The 23,418-nt window shown below is 34.6% G+C and carries 20 protein-coding genes and 4 tRNA genes; 1 reads left to right on the forward strand and 23 read right to left on the reverse strand.

Features of this window, described 5'->3' with window-relative positions; translation table 11 throughout:
- Positions 1–147: 147 nt before the first annotated feature.
- The 11 genes from OA86_RS12235 to rpsU all read right to left on the reverse strand — a co-directional run bounded on the left by OA86_RS12235 (position 148) and on the right by rpsU (position 6,681).
- Positions 148–1,233 carry an efflux RND transporter periplasmic adaptor subunit gene (locus OA86_RS12235; RefSeq protein WP_039353720.1) on the reverse strand — a complete coding sequence of 362 codons (1,086 nt, stop codon included), beginning with the start codon at positions 1,231–1,233 and terminating at the stop codon, positions 148–150.
- A 2-nt stretch (positions 1,234–1,235) separates the two neighbouring features.
- Complete coding sequence (locus OA86_RS12240) at positions 1,236–2,477, reverse strand: TolC family protein (RefSeq protein ID WP_177187124.1); 1,242 nt, start codon at positions 2,475–2,477, stop codon at positions 1,236–1,238.
- Positions 2,478–2,558: 81 nt separating this feature from the next.
- On the reverse strand, positions 2,559–3,857 hold the full coding sequence (locus OA86_RS12245; protein WP_246008034.1) for a sensor histidine kinase: 1,299 nt from the start codon (positions 3,855–3,857) through the stop codon (positions 2,559–2,561).
- Positions 3,858–3,925: 68 nt separating this feature from the next.
- Positions 3,926–4,606: a response regulator transcription factor gene (locus tag OA86_RS12250; RefSeq protein WP_039353723.1), complete on the reverse strand. Its 681-nt coding sequence runs from the start codon at positions 4,604–4,606 to the stop codon at positions 3,926–3,928.
- 64 nt (positions 4,607–4,670) lie between these two features.
- Positions 4,671–4,742, reverse strand: a tRNA-Thr gene (locus tag OA86_RS12255).
- Between the two features lie 52 nt (positions 4,743–4,794).
- A tRNA-Gly gene (locus tag OA86_RS12260) sits at positions 4,795–4,867 on the reverse strand.
- Between the two features lie 83 nt (positions 4,868–4,950).
- A tRNA-Tyr gene (locus OA86_RS12265) sits at positions 4,951–5,033 on the reverse strand.
- A gap of 19 nt (positions 5,034–5,052) precedes the next feature.
- Positions 5,053–5,126, reverse strand: a tRNA-Thr gene (locus OA86_RS12270).
- Between the two features lie 101 nt (positions 5,127–5,227).
- On the reverse strand, positions 5,228–5,518 hold the full coding sequence (hpf, locus tag OA86_RS12275) for a ribosome hibernation-promoting factor, HPF/YfiA family (protein ID WP_039353725.1): 291 nt from the start codon (positions 5,516–5,518) through the stop codon (positions 5,228–5,230).
- The gene (locus tag OA86_RS12280) at positions 5,515–6,405 is read right to left on the reverse strand and encodes a tyrosine-type recombinase/integrase (protein ID WP_039353728.1); all 891 of its coding nucleotides are present in this window, start codon (positions 6,403–6,405) and stop codon (positions 5,515–5,517) included. The genes hpf and OA86_RS12280 overlap by 4 nt, the downstream gene beginning before the upstream one ends.
- 78 nt (positions 6,406–6,483) lie before the next feature.
- The gene (rpsU, locus tag OA86_RS12285) at positions 6,484–6,681 is read right to left on the reverse strand and encodes a 30S ribosomal protein S21 (RefSeq protein WP_039353731.1); all 198 of its coding nucleotides are present in this window, start codon (positions 6,679–6,681) and stop codon (positions 6,484–6,486) included.
- Between the two features lie 89 nt (positions 6,682–6,770).
- Between rpsU and OA86_RS12290 the strand changes: the two genes are divergently transcribed.
- Positions 6,771–9,932: a UvrD-helicase domain-containing protein gene (locus OA86_RS12290; RefSeq protein WP_039353734.1), complete on the forward strand. Its 3,162-nt coding sequence runs from the start codon at positions 6,771–6,773 to the stop codon at positions 9,930–9,932.
- Between the two features lie 117 nt (positions 9,933–10,049).
- Here OA86_RS12290 and OA86_RS12295 read toward each other — a convergent pair whose 3' ends face one another.
- From OA86_RS12295 to folE, 12 genes are all read right to left on the reverse strand, one after another.
- Positions 10,050–11,978 carry a DUF3858 domain-containing protein gene (locus OA86_RS12295; protein WP_039353737.1) on the reverse strand — a complete coding sequence of 643 codons (1,929 nt, stop codon included), beginning with the start codon at positions 11,976–11,978 and terminating at the stop codon, positions 10,050–10,052.
- The gene (locus OA86_RS12300) at positions 11,978–13,867 is read right to left on the reverse strand and encodes a DUF3858 domain-containing protein (protein ID WP_039353740.1); all 1,890 of its coding nucleotides are present in this window, start codon (positions 13,865–13,867) and stop codon (positions 11,978–11,980) included. The genes OA86_RS12295 and OA86_RS12300 overlap by 1 nt, the downstream gene beginning before the upstream one ends.
- A gap of 5 nt (positions 13,868–13,872) precedes the next feature.
- A complete protein-coding gene (locus tag OA86_RS12305) occupies positions 13,873–14,382 on the reverse strand; it encodes a ferritin (RefSeq protein ID WP_039353852.1) in 510 nt (169 codons plus the stop codon).
- A gap of 100 nt (positions 14,383–14,482) precedes the next feature.
- Complete coding sequence (locus OA86_RS12310; protein ID WP_039353743.1) at positions 14,483–14,926, reverse strand: hypothetical protein; 444 nt, start codon at positions 14,924–14,926, stop codon at positions 14,483–14,485.
- 208 nt (positions 14,927–15,134) lie between these two features.
- A complete protein-coding gene (locus OA86_RS12315; protein WP_052257512.1) occupies positions 15,135–16,211 on the reverse strand; it encodes a hypothetical protein in 1,077 nt (358 codons plus the stop codon).
- Positions 16,212–16,455: 244 nt separating this feature from the next.
- Positions 16,456–19,113 (reverse strand): 4-alpha-glucanotransferase, encoded by a 2,658-nt coding sequence (locus OA86_RS12320; protein ID WP_039353745.1) that lies wholly within the window; start codon positions 19,111–19,113, stop codon positions 16,456–16,458.
- Positions 19,114–19,338: 225 nt separating this feature from the next.
- On the reverse strand, positions 19,339–19,656 hold the full coding sequence (locus OA86_RS12330) for a type II toxin-antitoxin system RelE/ParE family toxin (RefSeq protein WP_039353750.1): 318 nt from the start codon (positions 19,654–19,656) through the stop codon (positions 19,339–19,341).
- Positions 19,650–19,874, reverse strand: coding sequence for a hypothetical protein (locus OA86_RS12335; RefSeq protein WP_039353752.1), 225 nt, complete (start codon positions 19,872–19,874; stop codon positions 19,650–19,652). The genes OA86_RS12330 and OA86_RS12335 overlap by 7 nt, the downstream gene beginning before the upstream one ends.
- A gap of 57 nt (positions 19,875–19,931) precedes the next feature.
- Positions 19,932–20,180 (reverse strand): DUF6364 family protein, encoded by a 249-nt coding sequence (locus OA86_RS12340; RefSeq protein WP_039353755.1) that lies wholly within the window; start codon positions 20,178–20,180, stop codon positions 19,932–19,934.
- Between the two features lie 76 nt (positions 20,181–20,256).
- Positions 20,257–21,027: a tetratricopeptide repeat protein gene (locus tag OA86_RS12345; protein WP_169743956.1), complete on the reverse strand. Its 771-nt coding sequence runs from the start codon at positions 21,025–21,027 to the stop codon at positions 20,257–20,259.
- A gap of 156 nt (positions 21,028–21,183) precedes the next feature.
- Positions 21,184–22,671, reverse strand: a complete 1,488-nt coding sequence (cysS, locus tag OA86_RS12350; protein WP_039353757.1) for a cysteine--tRNA ligase — start codon at positions 22,669–22,671, stop codon at positions 21,184–21,186.
- 19 nt (positions 22,672–22,690) lie between these two features.
- A complete protein-coding gene (folE, locus tag OA86_RS12355) occupies positions 22,691–23,356 on the reverse strand; it encodes a GTP cyclohydrolase I FolE (protein WP_039353759.1) in 666 nt (221 codons plus the stop codon).
- Positions 23,357–23,418: the final 62 nt, after the last annotated feature.

The following is a 23,418-nucleotide window of genomic DNA, read 5'->3' on the forward strand; positions in this document are numbered from 1 at the left end:
AATTTCTAATTTTTTTTAGGTCAAATGGAATCGCCAATTTTTCATTTATTTAAAATATAAAAATATTGCACTGGCGATTTCATGAATTTTTTATTTACTACGAACGAAAACGTCGATGTATTTTTTTTAAAGGAAAAGGAAACTAAATTATTCGTTGAGCGATCGATAAATCAGCAGTTGATTATTCGTCATCACTTTATCACCTTCTTTGAGACCGTCGGAAATGTAGGCGATATCCGGAGTTTGTTTTGCCACTTTTACTTCCTGCACTTTTACATTGCTTTGACTTTTGAAGAGCACCACATAATATCGGTTATCATCAAAAATTAAGGCTTTTGACGGAATGGAAAGTCCGGTCATATTTTCGGTTTGAAAAACTTTGATGGTGGCTTTACTTTCGGGGATCAGTTCTCCAGACGCATTATCTAAAACAACTCTGGCTTGCATCGAACTCGTGTCTGGATCGATTATTTTGAAGATCTTATCGATTTTACCGTAGAAAACTTTATCAGGTGCAGCCAAAGTTGAAACCTCCGCTTTCATTCCTAAAGAAATTTTATTGATGTCGCTTTGATTCACATTCACGATTGCCCAAACATTTTTCGTATTCGCAACATCGAAAATATTATCGGAACGGTCATTTCTCAACTGCATGTTTTTATTGATGTTTTTTTGAACGATGTAACCATCAATTGGGGAAACAACGGAGTAAATATTTCCGTTGCGCATATTGTAAACCTGATTCACAGATTGTGATCTTCGCATCTCGTCCTGTGCTTTCTGAACCTGACTTCTTGCTTCCAAAACATCTTTTTCGGTATTGAGTTTACCTGTAAATAAATCCTGTGCTACACGTAGATTATTTTGCGCAACGACAAGATCTGTTTTGGCATTGCTTAAATCTTTTTGATAGCCTGCAACTTCGGTACTTCTAATGGTCGCTAAGACTTTTCCTTTTCTCACATAATCTCCCAATTCAGCATTGACGGAAACTACATTTCCACCGACCAAAGGGAAAATATCGATATACTGATTCTTATCGGCTGCGATTTTTCCAAAAAAAGCCATTTCATCTTTGATATATTCATTTTGAACTGTTGCCAAAGTCGTCGATTTCATCATTAAATTACTGATGACAAAACCTTTCGCCGGAGCTGCTTCTTTTTTTTCTTCTTCTTTTTTACAGGCAAACAAAGCGAATGATGCCAATAAAATAAATAAATTCTTCTTCATAACTAATTGAAAATAGGAGTTTGTACGAGTTGGTTCAGTTCTTCAGCAGAGATCACGACCTGCTTTTGCATTTCGTTGATTTTCAAAACCGTTTCTTTATAGCTGTTGGTAAAATCGGTGAAGTCGATCAGAGTGACATTTCCTTTTCTGAAATTATCCTGCATTCCTTTGTAAACGGCATCCAGATTATTGAGGTCTTTTTGTTCAATGCTGAAATACGCATCATAATTATTTTGCCAGGTTTGATAAGCTGCAGTAACGTTGCTTTCAACTTCGAGCTTTTTGAATTCGGAATTTTTCTGACTTTGATCGATCAGGGTTTTTGCTTTCTGAACATTTCCTTCGTTCTGTTTCCATAAAGGAATTGGAATTCCGACGGTGAAATTAACTTCATTCTTGAAAATTCCGTTGCTTTGATTCCATTGTAAACCACCTGTGACATTAGGAATATTTAATGATTTCTGCCATTTGTAATAGGATTTACTGTTTTCAATGGCTTTTGCGACATACAGATAATCGGCATTATTTTCTAAAGCTTTCTGTTTAATTTCATCTAAAGAATTCAGCGTTTGTCTTCTGATGGTTGCATCAACTTCTTCATCGTTCATTTCCGGCACAATTTCACCGCTGATTCCTGTTAAAGTATGAAGATCCTGTAGTTGAGAAGAAATGCTGTTTTTGATCTGTAATTTTTCATTATTAAGATCGAGAACAATCGCCTGCAAACGAACCTCATCTTTAAGAGCGATATTTCCTTTGGCAGTTTGAACTTTGTAAGCTTTCACCAAATCAGTTAGAAAACTCAATTGTTTATTGATGCTTTCTAATTTTTTCTGATCAAAATAAATGGAATAAAAATTTTCCCGCAATTTGGTTTTCAGACCAACCAATAACTGCGAAAACTGAAGTTGTGCCAATTCTTTGTTCGATTTAGCAAATTCGATTTCATTTTTTCTTTTTCCACCTAAAACGAAAAGCTGCTGAACGGCTAAACTTTTGGATGGACCAACATCAAAAACTCTTTTATCTTCGGGATTGTAAACATTGGCTTGAAAACTTGCTTCCGGAAGTTCCCAGATTTTCGCCTGAATGATGTCGGCGTCGGCGATGGAAATATTGTATTGCTCTGCAATAAGCTGTAAATTATTTTTAACGAAAGCTTCTTCGGCTTCATTGAGCGCAATTTTCTGTTGCGCAAAAGCTCCGGAAGAAATCAAAAGACCCATCAAGATCAGTCTGTTCATAGTTATCCTTTTTTAATGGGACAAAAGTGAAGAGATAACCTTAAAAGGAACTTAAGTTTAGCTTAAAAAAAGATTAAAAAGCTATAACGGAAAGGTAATTTTGAAATTATTTTCGTTGTCATAACGACTTTGGTAAGTGATGGCGCTTTGATGGTATTCTAAAATTCGCTTCACAATTCGTAAGCCTAAACCGGAACCGGTAATTTTCTGAGAATTGCTTCCACGCATAAAAGCATCGAATAAACGGCTTTGTTCCTCCGTAGAAATTGTTTTCCCGAAACTTAGAACATTCACCGTTAAAGCATTTTTCGATTCTTCAATCGTTACCTGCACCATATCATTTTCGGTGTACAGAGCGGCATTTTTGAAAAGGTTAATAAAAACAACTTCCAGTAAAGATTTTACACCTTTCACGGTGAGTTGACCACTTTCTAAACTGTATTCAGAAATCTGGAAATCCATTTTTAAGTTGGGAAAGTTTTTTTCTACAATTCCATAAGCATCAAAAATGACTTCATCAATGCGCACTTCTTCATAAATATCCTGAATATTTTCTTTATCGAACTTTGTTAAAACCAAAAGTGAATTGGTAAGATCAGACAATTGATAAATATCTGTGGAGATTTGTGAGAGTACCGACAATGTTTTTGGCGAATGGTATTCTGCTTTCGTTAGATTTTCTAATTGAAACGCAATCCTGGTCAAAGGCGTTCTGATTTCGTGAGAAGCACTCGCTGTAAAATCCTTTTGGGACTGAAAAACATCATTCAAACGAACGATCATGGTATTGAAAGACTGCGCTAAAACTCCAATTTCATCATTGGAAGCTTTCACAGGAATCTGCGTCGTTAGTTTATGGGCCGTAACTTCAGAGATTTCTTTCTTTAGTTTTTCTAAAGGCTTCAAAAATTTATCGATGATGTAATAACTGAAAAACCAGATGAGAATAATACTCATGATGTAGGAAAAAATCAGAAGATATTTCAAGAAATCCAGTTTTGACTGACCGGAAGTATCCATCGCACTAGTAATGATGTAATAATTTTTACCATGAATATTTCTTAAAGCAGCATAAATCTCAGGTTTTGTTTGCTCGTTGTAAATAGTACTGTCAGCATCTAATTTTTTTAGCAAACCATTGTCCCAATTAATATTTTTGTCTTTTATGGTGCTGTATAGTAAATGTTTCTTGCCATCGAAAATCAAGATATTTTCATTGAGCATAATATTATCAGCTGTTTCACTAAAAAGATTAGGATTGCTTTGGTTAAACCCGTTCGACTGCGAAATGTAATTCACCGAAAATTCTAATCTTTTTTCGAATCGCTCCCGAAATTCATCGCGCCGGAAAGAGTTGAATGAAACATAGATAATCGCCATCACGATACCAAATAGCAAAGAAAATGCAATGCTTAGATTTAGGGCTATTTTACGCTTCAGAGACATCATCATGCAGGACTTAGATAGTACCCAAACCCAGAACGGGTGTGAATTAGCTTCACATCAAAATCTTTATCGATCTTTTTTCTGAGGAAATTGATATACACTTCAACAGTGTTGGTATTCGTGTTAAAATTATGTTCCCAAACATGTTCTGTGATCTGCTGTTTAGAAACCGTTCTGCCTTTTGCTTCTGCCAAAAAAACCAAAAGTTGTAATTCTTTTACGGTCAGTGAAATCTCCTGATTATTGCGGTAGACTTTCTGTTCCGTTTTATTAATGGTAAGATCTTCTATCTTAATGATCTCATCAGAAAACTTCGCATCAATATCTTTCCTTCTGATCAATGAATTGATTCTCATCAAAAGCTCTTCAAACTGAAAAGGTTTAACAAGATAATCATCTGCTAATAGACTGAACGCATCTTTTTTACTGGAAAGGTCGCTGTACGCAGAAATCATAATGATCGGAACATTTTGATCGTGCGCTCTAATTATTTCGCAAACTTTGAGACCATTTAATTTAGGAACATTGATGTCCAACAGATAAATGTCGTAAATATCCTGATCCACCTCACGCAGGACGAGGTCACCATCATATACTTTTTTTACTTCGAACCCACTGTTTTCCAAAAACGTGCTGAGTTCGGCAGAAAGAATAAGATCATCTTCTAATAAAAGTATTTTCATAGTAGGATTTGAAAAACAAATTTAAACAAAAAAAATCTCCCAAAAGATTGAGAGATTTCTACAGAGCCAACTATGAGATTTGAACTCACGACCTCTTCCTTACCAAGGAAACGCTCTACCCCTGAGCTAAGTCGGCGAAAAATTAAAAAAAAATCACAAGCCATAAAAATGATTGTGATTTTTTTGAGAGCGGAAGACGAGGGTCGAACTCGCGACATTCAGCTTGGAAGGCTGACGCTCTACCAACTGAGCTACTTCCGCATTTTTGTTTCCAAAAACTGTTGGTAAACGGTTTGCAAATTTAAAATAAATTTACAATCTCGCAAAATAAATAGAAAAAAATGTGGGGAGAGTAGGATTCGAACCTACGAAGTCGTAAGACAGCAGAGTTACAGTCTGATCCATTTGGCCACTCTGGAATCTCCCCAATTTTATTTTTTTCAATGAGCCTCCAGAGGGACTCGAACCCACGACCTGCTGATTACAAATCAGCTGCTCTAGCCAGCTGAGCTACGGAGGCAAAGATTTTTAAAGAACTACTTATCTCTTTTTGCGAGTGCAAATATAAGTGAGTTTTTTTGAAATCCGCAAATTATTTTGAAGATATTTTTATATTTTTTTTTAAGCCAGTTCTTTTTTCTTGATTAACAGCTTTTTAGCTACTTCAGCACACAAGTCTAAACTCTCTTCAAAAGACGCAGAAGTCTTTTTTACGACGATATCATCACCCGGAACAGCCAAAAGTATCTCTACTGTTTTATTTTCTTTGTCTGATTTGTTCTCAACTTTCAGAAAAACTTTGCATTCTACTATTTTGTCAAAATAGTTTTCGAGTTTGCCCAATTTTTTTTCAATATGTTCTTCAAGCGGTGCGTGTGGCGTCAATCCCATTGACTGTACTGAAATTTTCATAAATCTACATTTTTTTTAGCTCGAGGGTGAGCTTTGTTAAACACTTTTTTTAATTGTTCAATATTGGCAGTCGTATAAACCTGCGTTGAGGCAAGCGACGAATGACCCATGATCATCTTCACTTTAGAAATTTCAGCCCCATGCTCTAAGACGTGTGTTGCAAAACTGTGTCTTAAAATATGGGGACTTTTTTTCTTCTTTGAAGTTACAAGACTAAGATAGTAATTTACGGTAGAATAGACAAACTTATCATTCAAAATTTTGCCCTTTGGATTAATGAAAAAGTACATCTCCCACTCTTTCAGCGGATTCCTTTCAGTTAAATATTTTCGAAAATTAACAGCGAGTTTTTCTGAAATAGGAATAATTCGAGCCTTGTTGCCTTTTCCGATCACTTTCATCTCCATTTTGCTAAAATCTACATTTTCTAAAAGCAAATTCACCAGTTCTGCACGCCGCATTCCTGTTTGATAAAGTGTTTCGATGATGAGTTCTTTTAGGAAACTGCCTTTCTTTGGATGGAATTCCGGCAGTTGTTGATTGCTCATTTCCTCTTCAGAAAAAGGAATTTGTTTCTCGGCGTAAAATTTTAAAGATTGAATGTTTTCTAAAGGAGATATTTTAACCTGACCAATTTTCAACAGAAAAAGGTAGAAACTTCTCAGAGAAGAGAGTTTGCGGTTGATAGAGCGTTTAGCGATTTTTTTTTCACTTAGGGCAACCATAAAATTGCGGATGATCTTTTTGTCAACCAGATCAAAATCCTGATGCGCTTCCGATTTAAGCAGAAAGAGAGAGAAATCCTCCAGATCCTTTCTGTAACTCGTCAAAGTGTGTGGTGAATACCGTCTTTCGACCGCAATATATTCCAAAAATCGTTCTATCATAATATACCAACAAAAAATCACTCTTCAAATATAACTATTTGAAAAGTGATTTAGGTATTTTGCTAAGAAAAATTTGACTTAAGCCTGCTCTTCTTTGCTCAAAAGTCTTTGTTTGTGAGCAGCTTTCACATTGGCCTGTCTTTTAACAACAGACGGCTTGTTGAATTGTTGACGACTTCTAAGAGCTCTAATAGTTCCTGTTTTGTCAAATTTCCTTTTATATTTTTTTAAGGCTCTGTCGATGGATTCACCATCTTTTACTGGGATTATTAACATAATTTACATCTCATTTTGGATTGCAAAAGTAAGATTTTTTTTCGGAATGGCAAATTTTTTACTACTTTTAAACTCAATTAATTCACAAGATGCAAAAAAATTATACGGTCATCAACGCTTCAGCAGGTTCAGGCAAAACGTACGCTTTGGTACAGAATCTTTTAGCGATTTGTTTGAAGCATCCTTCGCAACCGGATAAAATTCGAAACATTCTGGCGCTGACTTTTACCAATAAAGCTGCGAACGAAATGAAACACCGTATTATCGAGTGGTTAAAGAACTTTTCTACTGACTCTTTTGCCTCGAATCAAGATCTGATAAACATTCAAATTAAACTGAAAAGTCAGGGATTTACTATTTCTTTAAATGATCTGCATGAACGCTCGAAAAAAATTCTAGATTACGTGCTTCACCACTACTCTACTTTGAATATTGGAACGATCGACAAGTTTAATGCGCGTTTGGTTCGAAGTTTTTCTTACGAACTAGGTTTGGCGCAAAACTTCAATCTCGAAATTAATCCGGAACCTTTTCTAATGGAAGCGGTTGATAAAATGCTGGAAGATATTGGAGAAGAAAACAATGTTTCCGGTGCTTTTATGGATTTTGTGAACTACAGTTTAGATAATAATGACCGCGTTAACCTCAACAAAACTTTGTACGATTCCGCGAAAGAATATGTGCAGGACAAACACTATTTTCGTTTGCATGAGAACAAAGATTTCGATTGGGAAGTTTATGACAAGTCTAAAAATAAGCTTCGGGAAGATCTGAAAAATCTAAGAAAGGAAAATATAGAATTGTTGGAAACTTCAGCTCAATTAGTGATTGAAAAAAATCTGCAAGTCGGTGATTTTGCCGGCGGAAACAGCAACAGTATTGCGAAATTTTTCAACGAATCATTAAAATATTATCGCTCGGAGCGGAAAGATTTTCCTTTTCCAGGTAATGAGGAAAGTGCAAAAAATAAATTTCTTGCAGGAGCTTCTGCCACAAGCAAAAACCGGGAAAGCGAAATCTTGGAAATCCTTGATTATTTGCTGAAAAATAGACAGAAAATCATCATCAATTATATTCTCACCCAAAAAAAAGAGAAAATCCTTCAGGCAATTTTACCTTTAAAAGTTAACAAAGATATTCAGGATAAACTCGCAGAAATCGAAGCAGAAAACGATTTAGTTTTACTATCGAAATTTAACATTCTGATCCACGAAAATCTACGCAATGAACCGTCCTCATTCATTTACGAAAAAATTGGAACTAAATTTTCGAATTACTTTTTCGATGAATTTCAGGACACTTCTTTTCTGCAATGGCAAAATTTTATTCCTTTGCGAGATCATGCAGTTTCGTCCAGCGACATGAGTTTTACTTTGGTGGGTGATCCAAAACAGAGCATTTATCGATTTCGGGGCGGAGATTCTAAACTCATGCTCGACATCATTAATCATAAAGAAAAATCACTTGTTCTTGCCGAATTAGAAAATCTGGGAAGCAACTGGCGAAGTGCAAAGAATATCGTGGATTTCAATAATGAATTGTATCAATTCTTTTCCAGTTTTACACAGGAAGAACATCAAAAAATATTTGGGCCCGATTCTCAGCAAATTTCGGAATCAAAATTACAAGGTCGTGTTCGCATTAATTTGATGGAAAATGCAACGAAAGGTATTTTTTATGAAGAAGTTGCGGAACAAATGAAAACCGATATTCAAAGTTGTGTTGATAATGGATTCAGCCTTTCTGACATTACGATTCTTTGTCGTGGAAATTTCGATATTTTTAGTTTTTCGCAGTTGTTGGGAAATTTAAAAATCAGCTATCAAAACAAAGAAGAATTCATCAAAACCATTTCTGATTCGGGTTTAACTCTAAATTTATCTTCCACTTTAAAGGCGCTTACGGAGTTTTTACGCTGGGAACAGAATCCGAAAAATTATCAGTTTGCCGTAAAAATGCTTTACTACTTAAATGTTTTGGGCAGAATAAAAATTGAGGATTTCACTGCTGAAATGTTAGAAATGCTGCAACTCGCCAATAAATCTGAAATGGAAGATTTCATCGAAAAGAAATATGACATTCAGTTGAAACATAATCATTTGCTTCAATTGAACCTCTATAATCTGATCGAAAATTATTTGCAGGAATTCGCGGTCGATCATAAAGAAACCGATTTCCTTTTCAACTACCTCGAAATGCTTTACGCGTATTGTCAAAACACCGGTTCTACGCTTAAAGATTTTCTCCGGTTTTGGGATGAAGAAGGCAATATGAAGACAATTCAGGCGTCTGATAATTTGGATGCGATCAAACTGATGACGATTCACAAAGCAAAAGGCTTAGAATTTCCAATTGTTTTCTTGCCGATGGAAAACTCAAATAAAGACGGGAAATTTACGAACTGGCTCGAAATTGAGGCTGAAAATGGTTTATCTGCAGTCAACATCAATGCTTTCGCAAAGGAGCTTGAAGTTTATGATCCTGAAATGGAAAAATTTAATCAGGAAAATGCGTATCAAAATAAAATCGACCGTTTCTGTTTGCAATATGTTGCGACTACGAGAGCTGTAGAACAACTTTTTTTCTATATTCAAAAACCAAATAAAACGACGAATCACCTGGAGATCTATGAATTTTTAGAACCTAAAATTCCTGTAAATGAATCTGGGGAAGAATTGTCTTCCTTTGATTTATATGAAATTTCGGAGGAAAATTTAAAAAAACAAACGAAGGATAAAACTTCGGAAATGGTGACAAAACCCATTCAATTTAAGACCGAAAAAAGAGCAGATCTGGAAGCAATTAAAATCGCAACTCCTTCAAAAAGTTACCAGAATCGCGTAGAAAAAGTGCGGATCGGCATTTTCACGCACGAAATTTTAGCTCAAATAAACACAGAAAAAGAGGTAGAAAAAACCTTGCAATCTTATCTTTTGGCAGGTACGATCACAGAGGAGGAGAAATCTGAAATTAGTGAAAGACTTTATGGTTTCATTAAAAACCCAGAATATTCGAAATATTTTATTGAAAATCAAGTGGTTATAAATGAAAAAGATATTATGATCTCAGAGAATGGGGACTCAAAAATTTACCGTCCAGATCGAATGATTGACACTGGAGATGGCTTTATTATTCTCGATTTTAAAACAGGTGACTTTAAGGAAAAACATCAGTTACAAATTGATGAATACAAATCTGTCCTTGAAAAACTAGGTAAAAAAGTTCTGGAGACGAAGATTATTTACGGATAACAAAATCCTGCCTCGAAAACGGAGACAGGAATTAAATGTTATTTTATTTCTCAACATTAAGATTCTTTTCAAGACATGAAAGAAAATCGGAAATTAATGCTTTAAATTTTTAAATTTCTACTTTTTTACCGCAGTTACAACTTGCGCTTCCATCTTAGTAATATTGTCATAAATCTGTGTGAAAGCCGGATAATATTCTGCCGGAAATACTGCATCATCAATCTGAACGCTCGTTTCTACCGTTAATCTATTTCCCTCCTGCGTCACCAAATACGTGTATTGCAACGCATTATCATCGGTACGGAATTTTTTGGATTTCGGCACATTTTCAAAGACGTAATTATCAGGAATTGTAATGGTTACTTTCTTATTTCTATCGTAGGCGGAATAAAATTCAAGCGGTGCTTTCCGCGGTTCTTTCTGATCAAAATCATGGTTTTGAGAATACAAAAATAAGAGTGGATTAAATACCATTTTACTGCCTAAAACATCGGTAAATGTATCAGAAGTAAAGTCGAAACTCGTTTCGAAATCGTTGTTTTCCTGAACGCTCTGTTTAAAATTGGAGTAAGGAAATTTGTACAAGTCTTTGTAAGTTTTAGCGTATTTTTCTTTGTCTGCCAGAAAACTTTCGTTCACCATCATTGCATATAATTTAGTGTCGCGATCTGCAAAACTTCCTTCGAAAGTTCCATCAGCATTCATTTTTGCATTTACGCTGAGAATGGTTTTACTTACTTCGGGGAACACAATATTAATTTGGCTGGCGTCATCTTTTGGCATGTAAAATCCGTAATAATTCAACGCACGTGGAGAAATCATATTAAGGTCACTTTGCTTAGAAGTCGCATCTAAAAGTATAAATTTCTTACCTTCAACATAAGAAGCCATAACAAAATTTAGTTGTGCCATAGAAGGAAGGTACCCCGCTAACATTCCGCGTTTTACAGTTGATAAAACAATTGGATTTGCATCAATATCTGCACTTCTCAATAATAAAATTAATAAGATATTCAGTTCGGCTGTGTTCCCGATCTTGTTAGTCAAAAGATTCTTAATTCCTTTATCTGTAACTACATCATCATCTTTATTCCATGTATAATTTTTCTGCACAAATTTTAAGATGGCTCGAGCACGATCGCTTTTTAACGGGATTTCTTTTATTGCAATAGGAAGTAGATCTTTGACTAAATTCTTCTTTCTTAGTTCTTCACCAAAGTTGTCATTTTCATATAATCTCTTGCTAACATCCTTCCAGGTTAGCGTATAGGATTTTAGTTGTGCTCCAAGAAAGATAGAATTTAGTTCGGACTTGATTCCAGTTTTATAGTTATCATTGTTTAGTACATACTTTTCTTCTTTGTAGGGAGGAACGTTTTCATAAGCAAACCGATAAATATTGTAATCACTGCCATACATTATACGATCGCCAGTTTCCCGGAAACTTGGGTTCAATTTACCGTTATAATTTATGCTGTATCCAATTAGTTTTGGGGTGTCGAAAACGTACTCTATATACTTTATTGGGATTTCATCTTCAATTAAAATCCTTGGTGTAGAACCGATGAAGGGGCTGTAGAGACTGTATGAAAACTCTACAACAGAGCCATTTTTAACATTCGGAAAGGCAAACTTAGTGATCGTATAATTTTTATCTTCTTTAGACTGATATTTTTCGTCGCGCTCTATTTTGGTGGTAACTTTTTTTCCATCTTCCCAATTGGAAGTGAAAGCCTTTAAATCACTGAGTGTTTCCCTCTTTCCCTGACTATTTTTATAGATTGAAATTTGATGATCTAAAAAGGTAGAAGCATTATCTTTATTATAAATCTTCACGCGATCAGTTACATCTTTATAGATATATCCGTCATAATCAACTCTGAAATGAATGGACCGATATAAAACTTCTGCAGGTGCGTCTGGATATTTTTCGGATTTCTCCCTTTTTAGATCTTCATCGGAAAGTTTCGGAGTTTCCAAAAATTTATGCTGAGAGTAAATAAAACCAAATAAAAGAAGACAGAAAGAGAGTAGAATTTTTTTCATTATAATTTTGATATTAAGATTTTGGTATTGTCGTTACTCGCCGTTTTTTTTCTGAAAGCAACATATTCCTTAAATTTTTCTTTTGGATAAATTCCTTTTTTAATGGTTAAGATGCGGTGTACAGAAAGTTTATTGTCTTTTATATTAAAGTTGATCGTGTACGAACCAAATTCTGTAGAAAAAGTAGCGGAAGCAGGAACTTCGCCAAAAACATAACCGTTTGGAATACTATATTCCAATTCATAATCATCTTGAAAAGGAAAAGACGTCTCAAAGGGCAAAACTCTCTCGTCATTTGTAGAAAAAGTGGTCGCTTGGTAATAAGGCATGACCGGAAAGAACATATCATTTCCTAATTTTTTTGAAAAGGAATTGGCTTTCAATGAAAGATCATAGTTAATTACAGCGTGATCTCTGTCATTTTTTAAATTATTAATGGAAAGCTGATCGATCTTTAAATTGAAATGTCTGCTTTTCAAAGCTTCGATCATTTCATCATTTTTCAAACTGAAAAGCCTTAAATTAGTATCATATTGACCGCCAGAAAATTCGAAATTAGCCTCAGACGCGATGCTGCAGTCTTCTGCGATCTTTATTTTACCAACTAATTTTTCTTTGCTTTCTTCCGGTTGATAAATGGGAGTGTCGATGATTTCGATGCCAGTTTCTTTCACTGCCAAAACATTTCGGTTGTGAGAGGAATAAGAAAGATGATTAAAGGCAACGCGTTGTGAAGTATTTTCTAACCAAATTGGATCTTTCTCCGTGGGAACCATCAAAATTACGTGGTTACCCGCAAGTTTCGGAAAATCTTTATCAAAAGTCAGCACCGAATCATCACTGTAAATGACAGAATAAAAAGATGGAATTCCCGCTGCAGTAAGTAAAGTCCGCATGTAATTTGTCAATGCTTTGCAATCACCGTATCCTTTTTTACTTACTTCTGAAGCAGGCATTGGTTGCCAACCGCCGATTCCCATTGAGATAAGAACGTAGCGCGTTTTATTTTGCATGTACTGATAAATCGTTTTTACTTTTTCAGAGGTTGTTCCCGATAAATTTAAGGCTGAAATCTCTGCTGAAATCTCCGGAGTTACGGCTGAAACTGGGGTGATCAACTTTTCATAATACCATTTACCGAACGTATTCCAGTTTGTCATGTCGCCTTGTTTGCCTTCAAGGGTAAATTTTTCGGGAGAAAATTCAACTTTCGGAATCAGATAATCAATACTTGGGGCCAAATTTTCTTCTACAATCGCAGGAATATTTTCATAAGAATATTTCCACAAATTTCCCTCTTCAGAATGCATCACTTTCGCTAACGGAGTATCTTTTATTTTCGTTCTTATCTTTATTCCGGAATTATTCAAAACCGAGAACGTCGTTTTTTGCACAGCGATGTCATAAGAACGTAATGGTTTGAAATTATTCAGATAAACCGTGTTGGAAGTATTGGTTTCATAACTCGTTTTTACGGTAAAAGGATATTTGGTAGATATAGGTCTCAATACGAGAATTCGGTCATCTACATACAAACCGGAACTCGGATTATTGGTGTAATCTGAGAAATCTTTTTTGGTAAAAGTTTTGAATAATTTCCCATACGCATCATAAAGTTCTACTTTTATGCTGCTGACTTTCGTGGTAGGATTGTAGGGAATTACAACCAGGGAATATTGATCTCCCGCAGTACTTAAAATAGTGATTGCGGTGGTTTGCTTTATTTCCATATCGCTCACCGATTTCAAAACGTAATCTTCAGAACTTTCTCTAATTACGGCATTTGCATTCTTTAAAAGGTTTTCGGGAATCGATGAAACGCTGTAATCCTGCGCAAAACTGAAAACTGAGAAGACCAAAAAAATAAAAAGGTAAAATTGTTTTATCATATAAACTAATTTACCGGGTTTGGAACGAAAACACGCTGACTTAATTCCTGATCGAAAAGATAAAGTGCAGAAGGATTTTCACAAACCATTTTTATTTTGGTAACGAGTTGCGATGCATTTGCTTCTTCTTCAACCTGTTCATTTACGAACCACTGCAGAAATGAAACCGTGGCAAAATCTCCTTCGTTATTAGCATTCTTTAAAATATTGAAAATACTTTTGGTAATGATTTTTTCGTGTGCGAGCGCTTTTTCAAAAATTTCAGTAGCATTTGCGAATTCATAGGGAGGCTGTTCGATGGCTCCCATTTTTATTTCGGCTCCTACATCATTCAAAAAATCAAACATTTTGTCGGCGTGCATTAATTCTTCTTTGCTTTGAATTCTAAAGTAATTGGCAATACCATCTAAATCCTTTCCATAAAACCACGCAGACATTGACAAGTAGTATTGTGCAGCGTACTGCTCCTGTGCGATCTGGTGATTGATCAAGTTTGCTATTTCATTCGATATCATAAATTGCTTTTTATCAAATATATAGATTTCAAGGGTGGCGAACAAGAAAAAAGCGGAAAATAAATTTTCCGCTCCCATAAAAAAAAATTAAAATTATGAACTAGTTTTTTGCAGGCATTGTGTTCATATCTTTTTGCATCATATTTCCTTTTCTATGCTGCATTTTATCCTGCATTTTTTCTTGTTTCTTAGATTGCCATTTTGTGTATTGATCAGGAGTAAGAATTGTTTTCATGTCAGAGTTCCACTGATCCTGATTGCTTTTCATCATTTCCATTTTGGCTTTACGGTCGCCTGTCATTTGAGAAGAATTTGCTTTTCGTTCTTCCATTTTTTTGTCATGCATAGCTTTGATCTGCGTAACCTGCGAAGGCGAAAGATTTAATTCAGACTGCATCATTTTCATGTTGTCAGCTCTTCTTTGTTCCATTTTAGCTGGATCTCTCATTTTCATATTTTGAGTGCTTTGCATCTGATCAGTTTGTTGCGCCATTGCAAATGTTCCTATCGCTAAGAAAGCTGCGCTTAAAAGTAATTTTTTCATTTTTTTATTATTTAATTATTTTGTTGCTATTTGACGTTTGGATAAATTTTTTCCATTGATGTTAAACAGCAGAATCATAAATTTTTGTTAATTTAAATTATGAGTAAAATTTATACAAAATTATCATCATTGATTATGATGTCTATTCGACAATATTTTAAAAAAAAGAGCAGCTCTTTGCAAACTGCTCTCTTTATATTTGTTTGAATTATCTTCCTGTAAATCTAAATCCGGAACTGTTGGAAGTTCTGATCTCCGGAGCACGTTTTTGCTGTGAAGAATTTTTTTCTATTTTCCTTTCCTGACTTTTATTTCGCAAACCAGCGTCGCTATTTCTCGATCCTGAATTATTATTTCTAAATCCATTATTCTGCGGAGCTGTCGATTGAGGTCTTACATCAGAATTATTTCTAAATCCTCCGTTATTAATTTGAGGGCTGGTTTTTACAGCAGTTTCTGCATTACTTCTAAATCCGCCACTAGTTTGAGGAGTTGTGGTTTGAGGTTTTACATCAGAATTATTTCTAAATCCGCTGTCATTTAATTGAGGGTTAGTTTTAACAGCAGTATCTGCGTTGCTTCTAAACCCACTATTTCTCGGCGTGGTTGATAAATTGTCGTTACTTCTAAAACCGGAATTGTTCGAATTATTCTGCCAGTTCCCATTGGTGTTTCTGCCGTTGTCTCTGAAACCCATCTCCTGTCTTGGATTGTTTTGCTGATATTGCGTTCTGTCGATTCGATATCGGTTGATATTGATGTTTCGGTATCTCGGCACGACATAAATATTGGTTACATAATGTTGTCTTCTATAATTTTGATAATAAACAACCGGATTGTATCCCTGGTAATAATTATTTTGGAAGACTACAAAAATTCGGGGTCCCATAATATTTTGCAACGCATAAAACCGATCGTAATACCATCTGTCCGGATTGTATCTGTAATAAGAATTCCAGGCGCTGTAAGAAGGATAACTGTCATTCAAAATCATGATTTGCTGAATTTGCCAGGAAGACAACCGATGTCTTGCAAAAAAACTATTCCAGTTTACATCGTAAATACTGTTTCGGTAATCATTATATGAACTTTGATAAAAATCATTGGTATAATAATCTGAAGGATATTCATAATAATAATCATCTGGAAAATACGTAGCATCTTCTTCATCACCATAATAACTGCTGTTATTGTTATTGGCATTGGTCGGATAATGATCCGGATAATTCTGCGCGGAAATCAATGCTGATAAAAACACCGAAAGTCCAAAAAATATTTTTTTCATTTTAATCTACGTTTGTTTTTGTTACTTATACTTTCCTATTAGAAAAGTATGCCATTTTTTTTGGCTTAAAGCCTTTAGAGTAAACGATTTAAAAGCTTTCCTACCCTCTTTGATGCAAACAAAAGAGGGAAGTTAAAACCAAAGTTCTAACTTCCCTCTACAATATCGTAAGCAATTGATAATCAATTATTAAAAAACAGATACCAAATCATAAAAATAATTGATCTTTTTTAATTTATTTTAATTAAATCCGATTTGAATCTTTGATCCATCCGCCAATCTTTTGGTTAAAATCTTCTTTTTTCAAAAGCTCTTCAACATTCAGATGCATTCGATATCTCCAGTAATGCGGGAAAACTGCAGGATTATTAATCCGTTCTTCATCCATATTTGGATTGGTTAATTCTGAATCTGTCGCCAAAAATTCCTGGATAGGGAAAATTGCTAACATCGCGTCATTATAAAGATGTTGCTTCATGATGATTTCTGCGAGTTGTGGCTCTAAATTCCAGGGTGCGGTTCCCGATTGTCCCAGTTGTTTATTGAAATATTCCTGCGTGAAATTACGATCCTCATGCCACCATTGTCGCAATGTTGAACTGTCGTGCGAACTTGCAGTCACCACATTCATATAGCCAGCGTTTTTCGGATTGTACCATGCAATATTTTCTGAAGGCATTCTTTGAACTTTCAAAGCCGTAATTCCCAATCGATCCATGACTTGCGGAACAGAATCCGGAACCATTCCCAGATCTTCGCCACAAATTAACATGTCGGTTGCATTTAAAATGACAGGCAGTTTTTCCATGGCTTTTTGATACCAAAGTCCATCTTGCCGTTTGAAAAAATAATCCACATATAAATCAGAGATCGCTTTTTGCTCCCAATCCTGTAAATATTGAAATGATTTCGTTTTGTTGATATTGAATCTTGGATGATAAACTATTTCGCCATCTTTCGTTTCTTCTGGCAAGAAAAGGACATTTGCACAAAGAGAAATTAGCTGCTCTTCAACCGAACCTTGCGGATTTTCTTTGAAATGATCTGATAATTTTCTTTGGGTATCAAATTTTTCTTTAAAAGTATAAGTTCCATCAAAATGATTGTTCATGAACTGATTATGAATCGCATCTCTCTCATCGCCGAAAAAATCCCAAAGAATCTGATCATTGATAAAAGGTTTACAATAACGGTTTTCATTGAAAGGAATATTTCTGGCTTGAAACTCCTCCATTCTCACAGGAATTGCAGGATAAAAATAACCTAAGATTCCCTGAGTGACGCTCATCGGCATTCTCCAGATCCTAAAGAACCCAAGAATATGATCAATTCTCATCGCATCGAAATACTGCTCCAAAGCTTTGAAACGATTTTTCCACCATCGATAACCATCTTCCTTCATCGCCTCCCAGTTATAAGTCGGGAATTCCCAGTTTTGACCAAGATCTGTAAATTGATCCGGCGGTGCTCCGGCTTGAAAATCCATTCCAAACAATTCCGGTTCCGTCCATGCTTCAACAGAATATCTATAAATACCGATTGGTAGATCTCCCTTTACAGAAATTCCTAGACCGTGTGTATAATCGATTGCGTCTTTCAATTGCAAATGAAGTTGATATTGAACCCATGCGTGAAGCATTGTGGTATCATAATCTTTGCTTTTAGCACTAAAAAATGGCGTAATTTTTCCGGTTATATATTTCTTATGCGTTTTCCATTCGTTAAAGTTGGGCGTTTTGTATTTATCGCGCTGTACGCAAAAAGCAGAATATGGCAGAAGCCACTCTTCATTATCTTTCATGAATTTTTTGAAATTCCGATCTTTCAAAATCTTCTCTTTATTCGTGTCAAAAATTGCTTTTACAAATTTCCATTTTCCAGAAATCATTTGCTCATAATCGATGAGACTTAAGGAATTCAATTCAGCTTTTTTAGCATTAAATTCTTCTACTAAATCTTTCGGTAAAGAAAATTCGAGTTTTTCAATCGACAGATATTGTGGATGAAGTGCGTAAACAGAGATCGCTGCATAAGGATAAGAATCGGTCCACGTGTAATTCGCAGTTGTATCGTTGATCGGTAAGATCTGCAACATTGAAAGATTGGTTTGTTTCGCCCAATCTGCAAGAACTTTCAAATCTGGAAATTCACCCACGCCAAAACCATTTTCAGATCTCAGTGCAAAAACCGGAATTGCAACTCCGGCTGCGTGATACATTTCAAACGATTTGAATTTGAAAAAATGATCTGCTTTAATCTGAAGAATATTTTTCTCAGCATTTGGTAACGCCCAACGGTTATCGCCGTACTCAATATCGAAAACTTGTCCGGAATCTGTATTTAATAATCCGTATTTGTATTGAATAAGTTGGTCAGAAGGCAATTCAATAGAAGCTTCCCAAATACCAAAATCTGTTTGAGACATTACGACAGCTTTCAAATATTCCCAATTTCCTAAAGCTTCGCTATTTCCGACCAAAACGATTTTCCAGTTCGGATGATAAATCGGCGCTTCTAAACGAAATAAATGAGTATGCTTTTTGAGAACTGAAATTTTCTCTGCTGTAAAACCTCTTAATTTATTTTTAAGTATTTTATTATTGAGATAATTTTCAGGAAAATTCTTTTTATTCCAAACATCAAAAATGATAAATTCTTTGTAGTTGTGGGAAAAACTTAGTTTATGAGGAGAAAATTCTTCATCGAGAATCGTTCCGCCATCATTTACCAATTGGTATTTGTAGGAAATAGATTTAGAAAAAAAATCTACTTCGGCATCCCAGTTTCCATTTTCATTATAATTTAGGAAATGATATTTATCTTCACTTCCATCTTCCATGACCAAGAGTTGGAGCTTCTCGCCCATTTTCGTCCGAAAATTAATTCTAAAATACAGTTTCATAGTTTCTCAATTGAAACTGCAATTTAGGGAAAATATGATAATTTTTTCTGTTTTTAGTATAAAATTTAAATAGGTTTAATCGCTGATTTATAGCGTCTTGCAAAGTACAAAATGAAAGACGCTGAAAAAAATTTAAAAATGAAATATTAAAATTTAGAATTGAAATAAAAAAAATACCTCTGCGATGTTGCATAAGAATTATGGTAATTATAAAAATTAAATTAATTACTTCTGACGATTTAATTTTATGGGATTTTGTCTTGCGTCAAAAACATCTGTGATTTCTACTCTGTTTTTCGCATCATTAAACCAATAAATAATCTTGTAATTTTTAAAAACCAGATATCTAAATTCTTCTTTTCGGTTAATAAGCAATTCTTCCCTTTGTCCGATTCCAATTTGAAAATTCAATGAATTCCCTTTATTTATAATTCCTTCAACTAAATCAGAAGCAACTTTGCGACTTGCCTTAAACTCGTAATACTTAAATATTTTCTTTAATTCATTTTTAGTAAAATGCGTCCAATAAACGTGGATTACCATTGTTTAATTTCTGAAAGTAGATTTGAGGTTTCTGTGACCCTATTATTTTTTGAATCTTCCATTGATTTATCAATTCTCTCGTTAAATTCATCAATTGTAAATGGTTTGAAATCAATTTTTTTATTCTTCAACACGCTTTCTAACTGAGAAATTAATTCCTCACTCTGTACTTTCAAAAATTCTTGAATAAACTCTATTTTTCGCGTTTGAATATCCATATTATTACTATTTATTTCAAAATTACAAATTAAATTTTAAAACTTTAAGTGAGTGACTTAAAGATATTTTTTAGATAAAGCTAAAGTTATGTCTTTCTTATAATCAAAATCTTTCGACATTTCAAAAGCACCTTTCATAGATTGTAAGTTTGCGGATATTTCAACTTCTGAACTTATATCTTCATTGGTTAAAATCCGCAAATAATTTTTTATTAAATCAAAAAGACTTCGCTCTTTTTCAAAAGCAAATTTCTTGGCTTTTTTAATTACAGATTTATCTATTTTTAAAGTAAATTTAGTTTTCATCCTTTTTAATTTGATGAGAAATATAGTCAATTATTTTCGAGAAAGTATTTTTTATTAGCAACACATCTCTGAAAAATTATTTTTTAACTTCAAACAATTTGACCACGTTAGCATACATAAAACCAGTGACCTGATAGGGAAATTGCTCATATAAAGAATTTCCTTCATTGAATGTAAACCCATTTTGCAAGTCGTTTTGGGCTTCTAAAAGTAGGATTTCTGCTTTTGCAGTTTCATTAAGATTCATTAATGATAATGCTTTAAAATATTTGGCGTCAGAAAAATTTGGATATAATTTGAGAGATTTATCAAGGTTTTCGATTGCTTTGAAATAATTACCAGTTTCAAATTCTATAACTCCTAAGTAAAACATTTCATAAGGATTTACAATATCATTTTTAAGTCCAAATGCCACAGATTTTTCAATGAATGTCTTTGAAGTAGCAAAATCATTTAGTTGCAAATAACATAAACCTTTCCAAAAGTCATAAATATGATCCATTATAACTCCATTTGATCCATTAATTTCTGCTAAATAATTAAACTCTGCTAAAGATTCTAAATAGCTTTTCTGGAAAATACATTTAATAAATGCGCGATATTCTCGGTAATGATTAGAGTCGTCTAAATCAACTGCTTTATTTAAATACGTCATACCAAGTTCATATTTCTTTTGCTTGAATAACGGCATCGCCTTTTGCTGCCAAAAAAAAGGATCTTCGGGAAGTATAGTAAGAATAGAATCTAAATAATATTGATGCTGCCTGGAAAAAATAGAAACTGTAGCATCTTTTCTCAAAAGGTTCAATAACATCTTTTTCTGATTTCCATCCAAACCTCTGATCATTTTTTCATTTTGAGAATAAACGAGAAAAGGTAAAAAAAGAAGTAGAATTTTGAAGAAGATTCGCATATTGATTTTTCTAATTAATCTGAAAAAATTTTGAACGTGTATTTGAGAATTAATACTCAATGATAGATTATATAGATTTTAAAATAAAACTTAAGAGATCGAATAACTCGTTCCTTCTCTTCCGTCTTTCAACTCGATTCCTTCTGCAAGCAAACGGTCGCGGATCTGGTCGGAAAGGTCGAAGTTTTTGGATTTACGGGCCTGATTTCTTAAGTCAATTAAAACCTGCAAAGTTTGGTCTAGTTTCGCATTATTATTCTCTTCAATATTCTGTAAACCGAGAACATCAAATACAAAATCATTCATTAAAGTTTTCAATTCCGCTAAATCATTTTCAGAGATGGTTTCTTTTCCATCCTTTAATTTGAAGATGAAATTAACCGCTTCGAAAAGATGTGCAATCAAAATTGGCGAATTAAAATCGTCGTTTAAAGCGGTATAACATTTTTCTTTCCAGGATTTTAAGTTAATTGTAGGCGATTGATGATTAACAGGTGAATTATCTACCTCTTTAAATTCAAAATTTTTCAATATTTTCATGGCTTCCATCAAACGCTGGAATCCTTTTTCACTCGCAACCATGGCTTCATTGGAGATATCTAAAACACTTCTGTAATGCGCCTGCATAAAATTGAAACGCACAACTGAAGGATGAAAAGGTTTCTCAAAAAAATCATTACTACCGGAAACGAGTTCCATCGGTAGAATATAATTTCCGGTAGATTTGCTCATTCGCTGTCCATTCATGGTCAACATATTGGCATGCATCCAGTAGTTTACGGGTTCGGTTCCATTGCAAGCTTTTCCCTGTGCGACTTCACATTCGTGATGCGGGAATTTAAGATCCATTCCACCACCGTGAATATCGAATTTTTCACCTAGATATTTAGTTGACATTGCAGTACATTCTAAATGCCATCCGGGAAAACCTTCGCCCCAAGGAGAATTCCAACGCATAATATGAGCGGGAGATGCTGCTTTCCAAAGTGCAAAATCTGGTGCATTCTTTTTTTCGTTTTGACCGTCTAAATTTCGGGTATTGGCAAAAAGTTCTTCGATATTTCTATGAGAAAGTTCGCCGTAATTTAAGCCTCGTTTATTGTATTCAAGAACATCAAAATAAACAGAGCCATTACTTTCATAAGCGAATCCTTTGTCGATTAATTTCTGAGTCAGTTCAATTTGTTCTAAAATATGTCCGGTTGCGGTTGGTTCAATCGTTGGTGGAAGTAAATTAAATACTTCTAAAACTTTATGAAAATCGACGGTGTATTTCTGTACAATTTCCATTGGTTCTAATTTCTCCAAACGAGATTGTTTCACGAAACGGTCATTGTCAACGTCGCCGTCATCGGTTAAATGTCCTGCATCGGTAATATTTCTAACGTACCGAACTTTATAACCCAAATGAACTAAAGAGCGGTAAATAAAATCGAAAGACATGAAAGTTCGCACATTTCCCAAATGCACATTACTATAAACGGTAGGTCCGCAAACGTACATTCCAACGCTATTTTCGTGAATTGGCTTAAAGATCTCTTTTTCGCCGGAAAGGGAATTGTATATTTTTAAATTCATTTTTGTTGAAAGTTTGATATTAATCCAAATTAGAGCGGCTTCCTACATAATGAAGAAATTCCTGTCTCGTGATCGGATTGGTTCTGAAAAGCCCACTAAGCTCCGCAGTCGTTGTTGAACTTGCGGTATCTTTTATACCGCGACAATTGACGCATAAATGTTTCGCTTCAATGATACACGCTACATCTTTGGTTCCGAGCGCTACTTTTAAAGCCTCGACGATCTGCATGGTCAATCGTTCCTGAACTTGAGGACGTTTGGCATAATAATCTACGATTCTGTTGATCTTTGAGAGTCCGATAACTTCACCATTAGAAATATAAGCAACATGCGCTCTACCAATAATTGGAAGAAAATGGTGTTCACAAAATGAATAAACCGTAATGTCTTTTTCCACCAACATCTGGCGGTATTTGTATTTATTTGAAAAGGTCGAAATGCGTGGATTATTTTCGGGAAGAAGTCCGCCAAAAATTTCATTCACATACATTTTTGCAACACGTCTTGGCGAATCTTTTAGAGAATCATCGGTCATATCCATTCCTAAAGTCTCCATGATCTCGTGGAAATGTTTTTGGATAATCTCGATTTTTTCTTCTGGAGATTTTTCAAAAGCATCATCTCTTAAAGGAGTATATCCTTTACCAGTGAATAGATCGTCGTCGTTGTCGAAATTTTTACTCATAAGTTTATATAATGATTAGCAAAATTAAGGATTTAATTTCTATTCTCACACCAAAAATCCCT

The sequence above is a fragment of the Kaistella jeonii genome, assembly GCF_000812865.1.
GTDB classification, from domain to species: domain Bacteria; phylum Bacteroidota; class Bacteroidia; order Flavobacteriales; family Weeksellaceae; genus Kaistella; species Kaistella jeonii.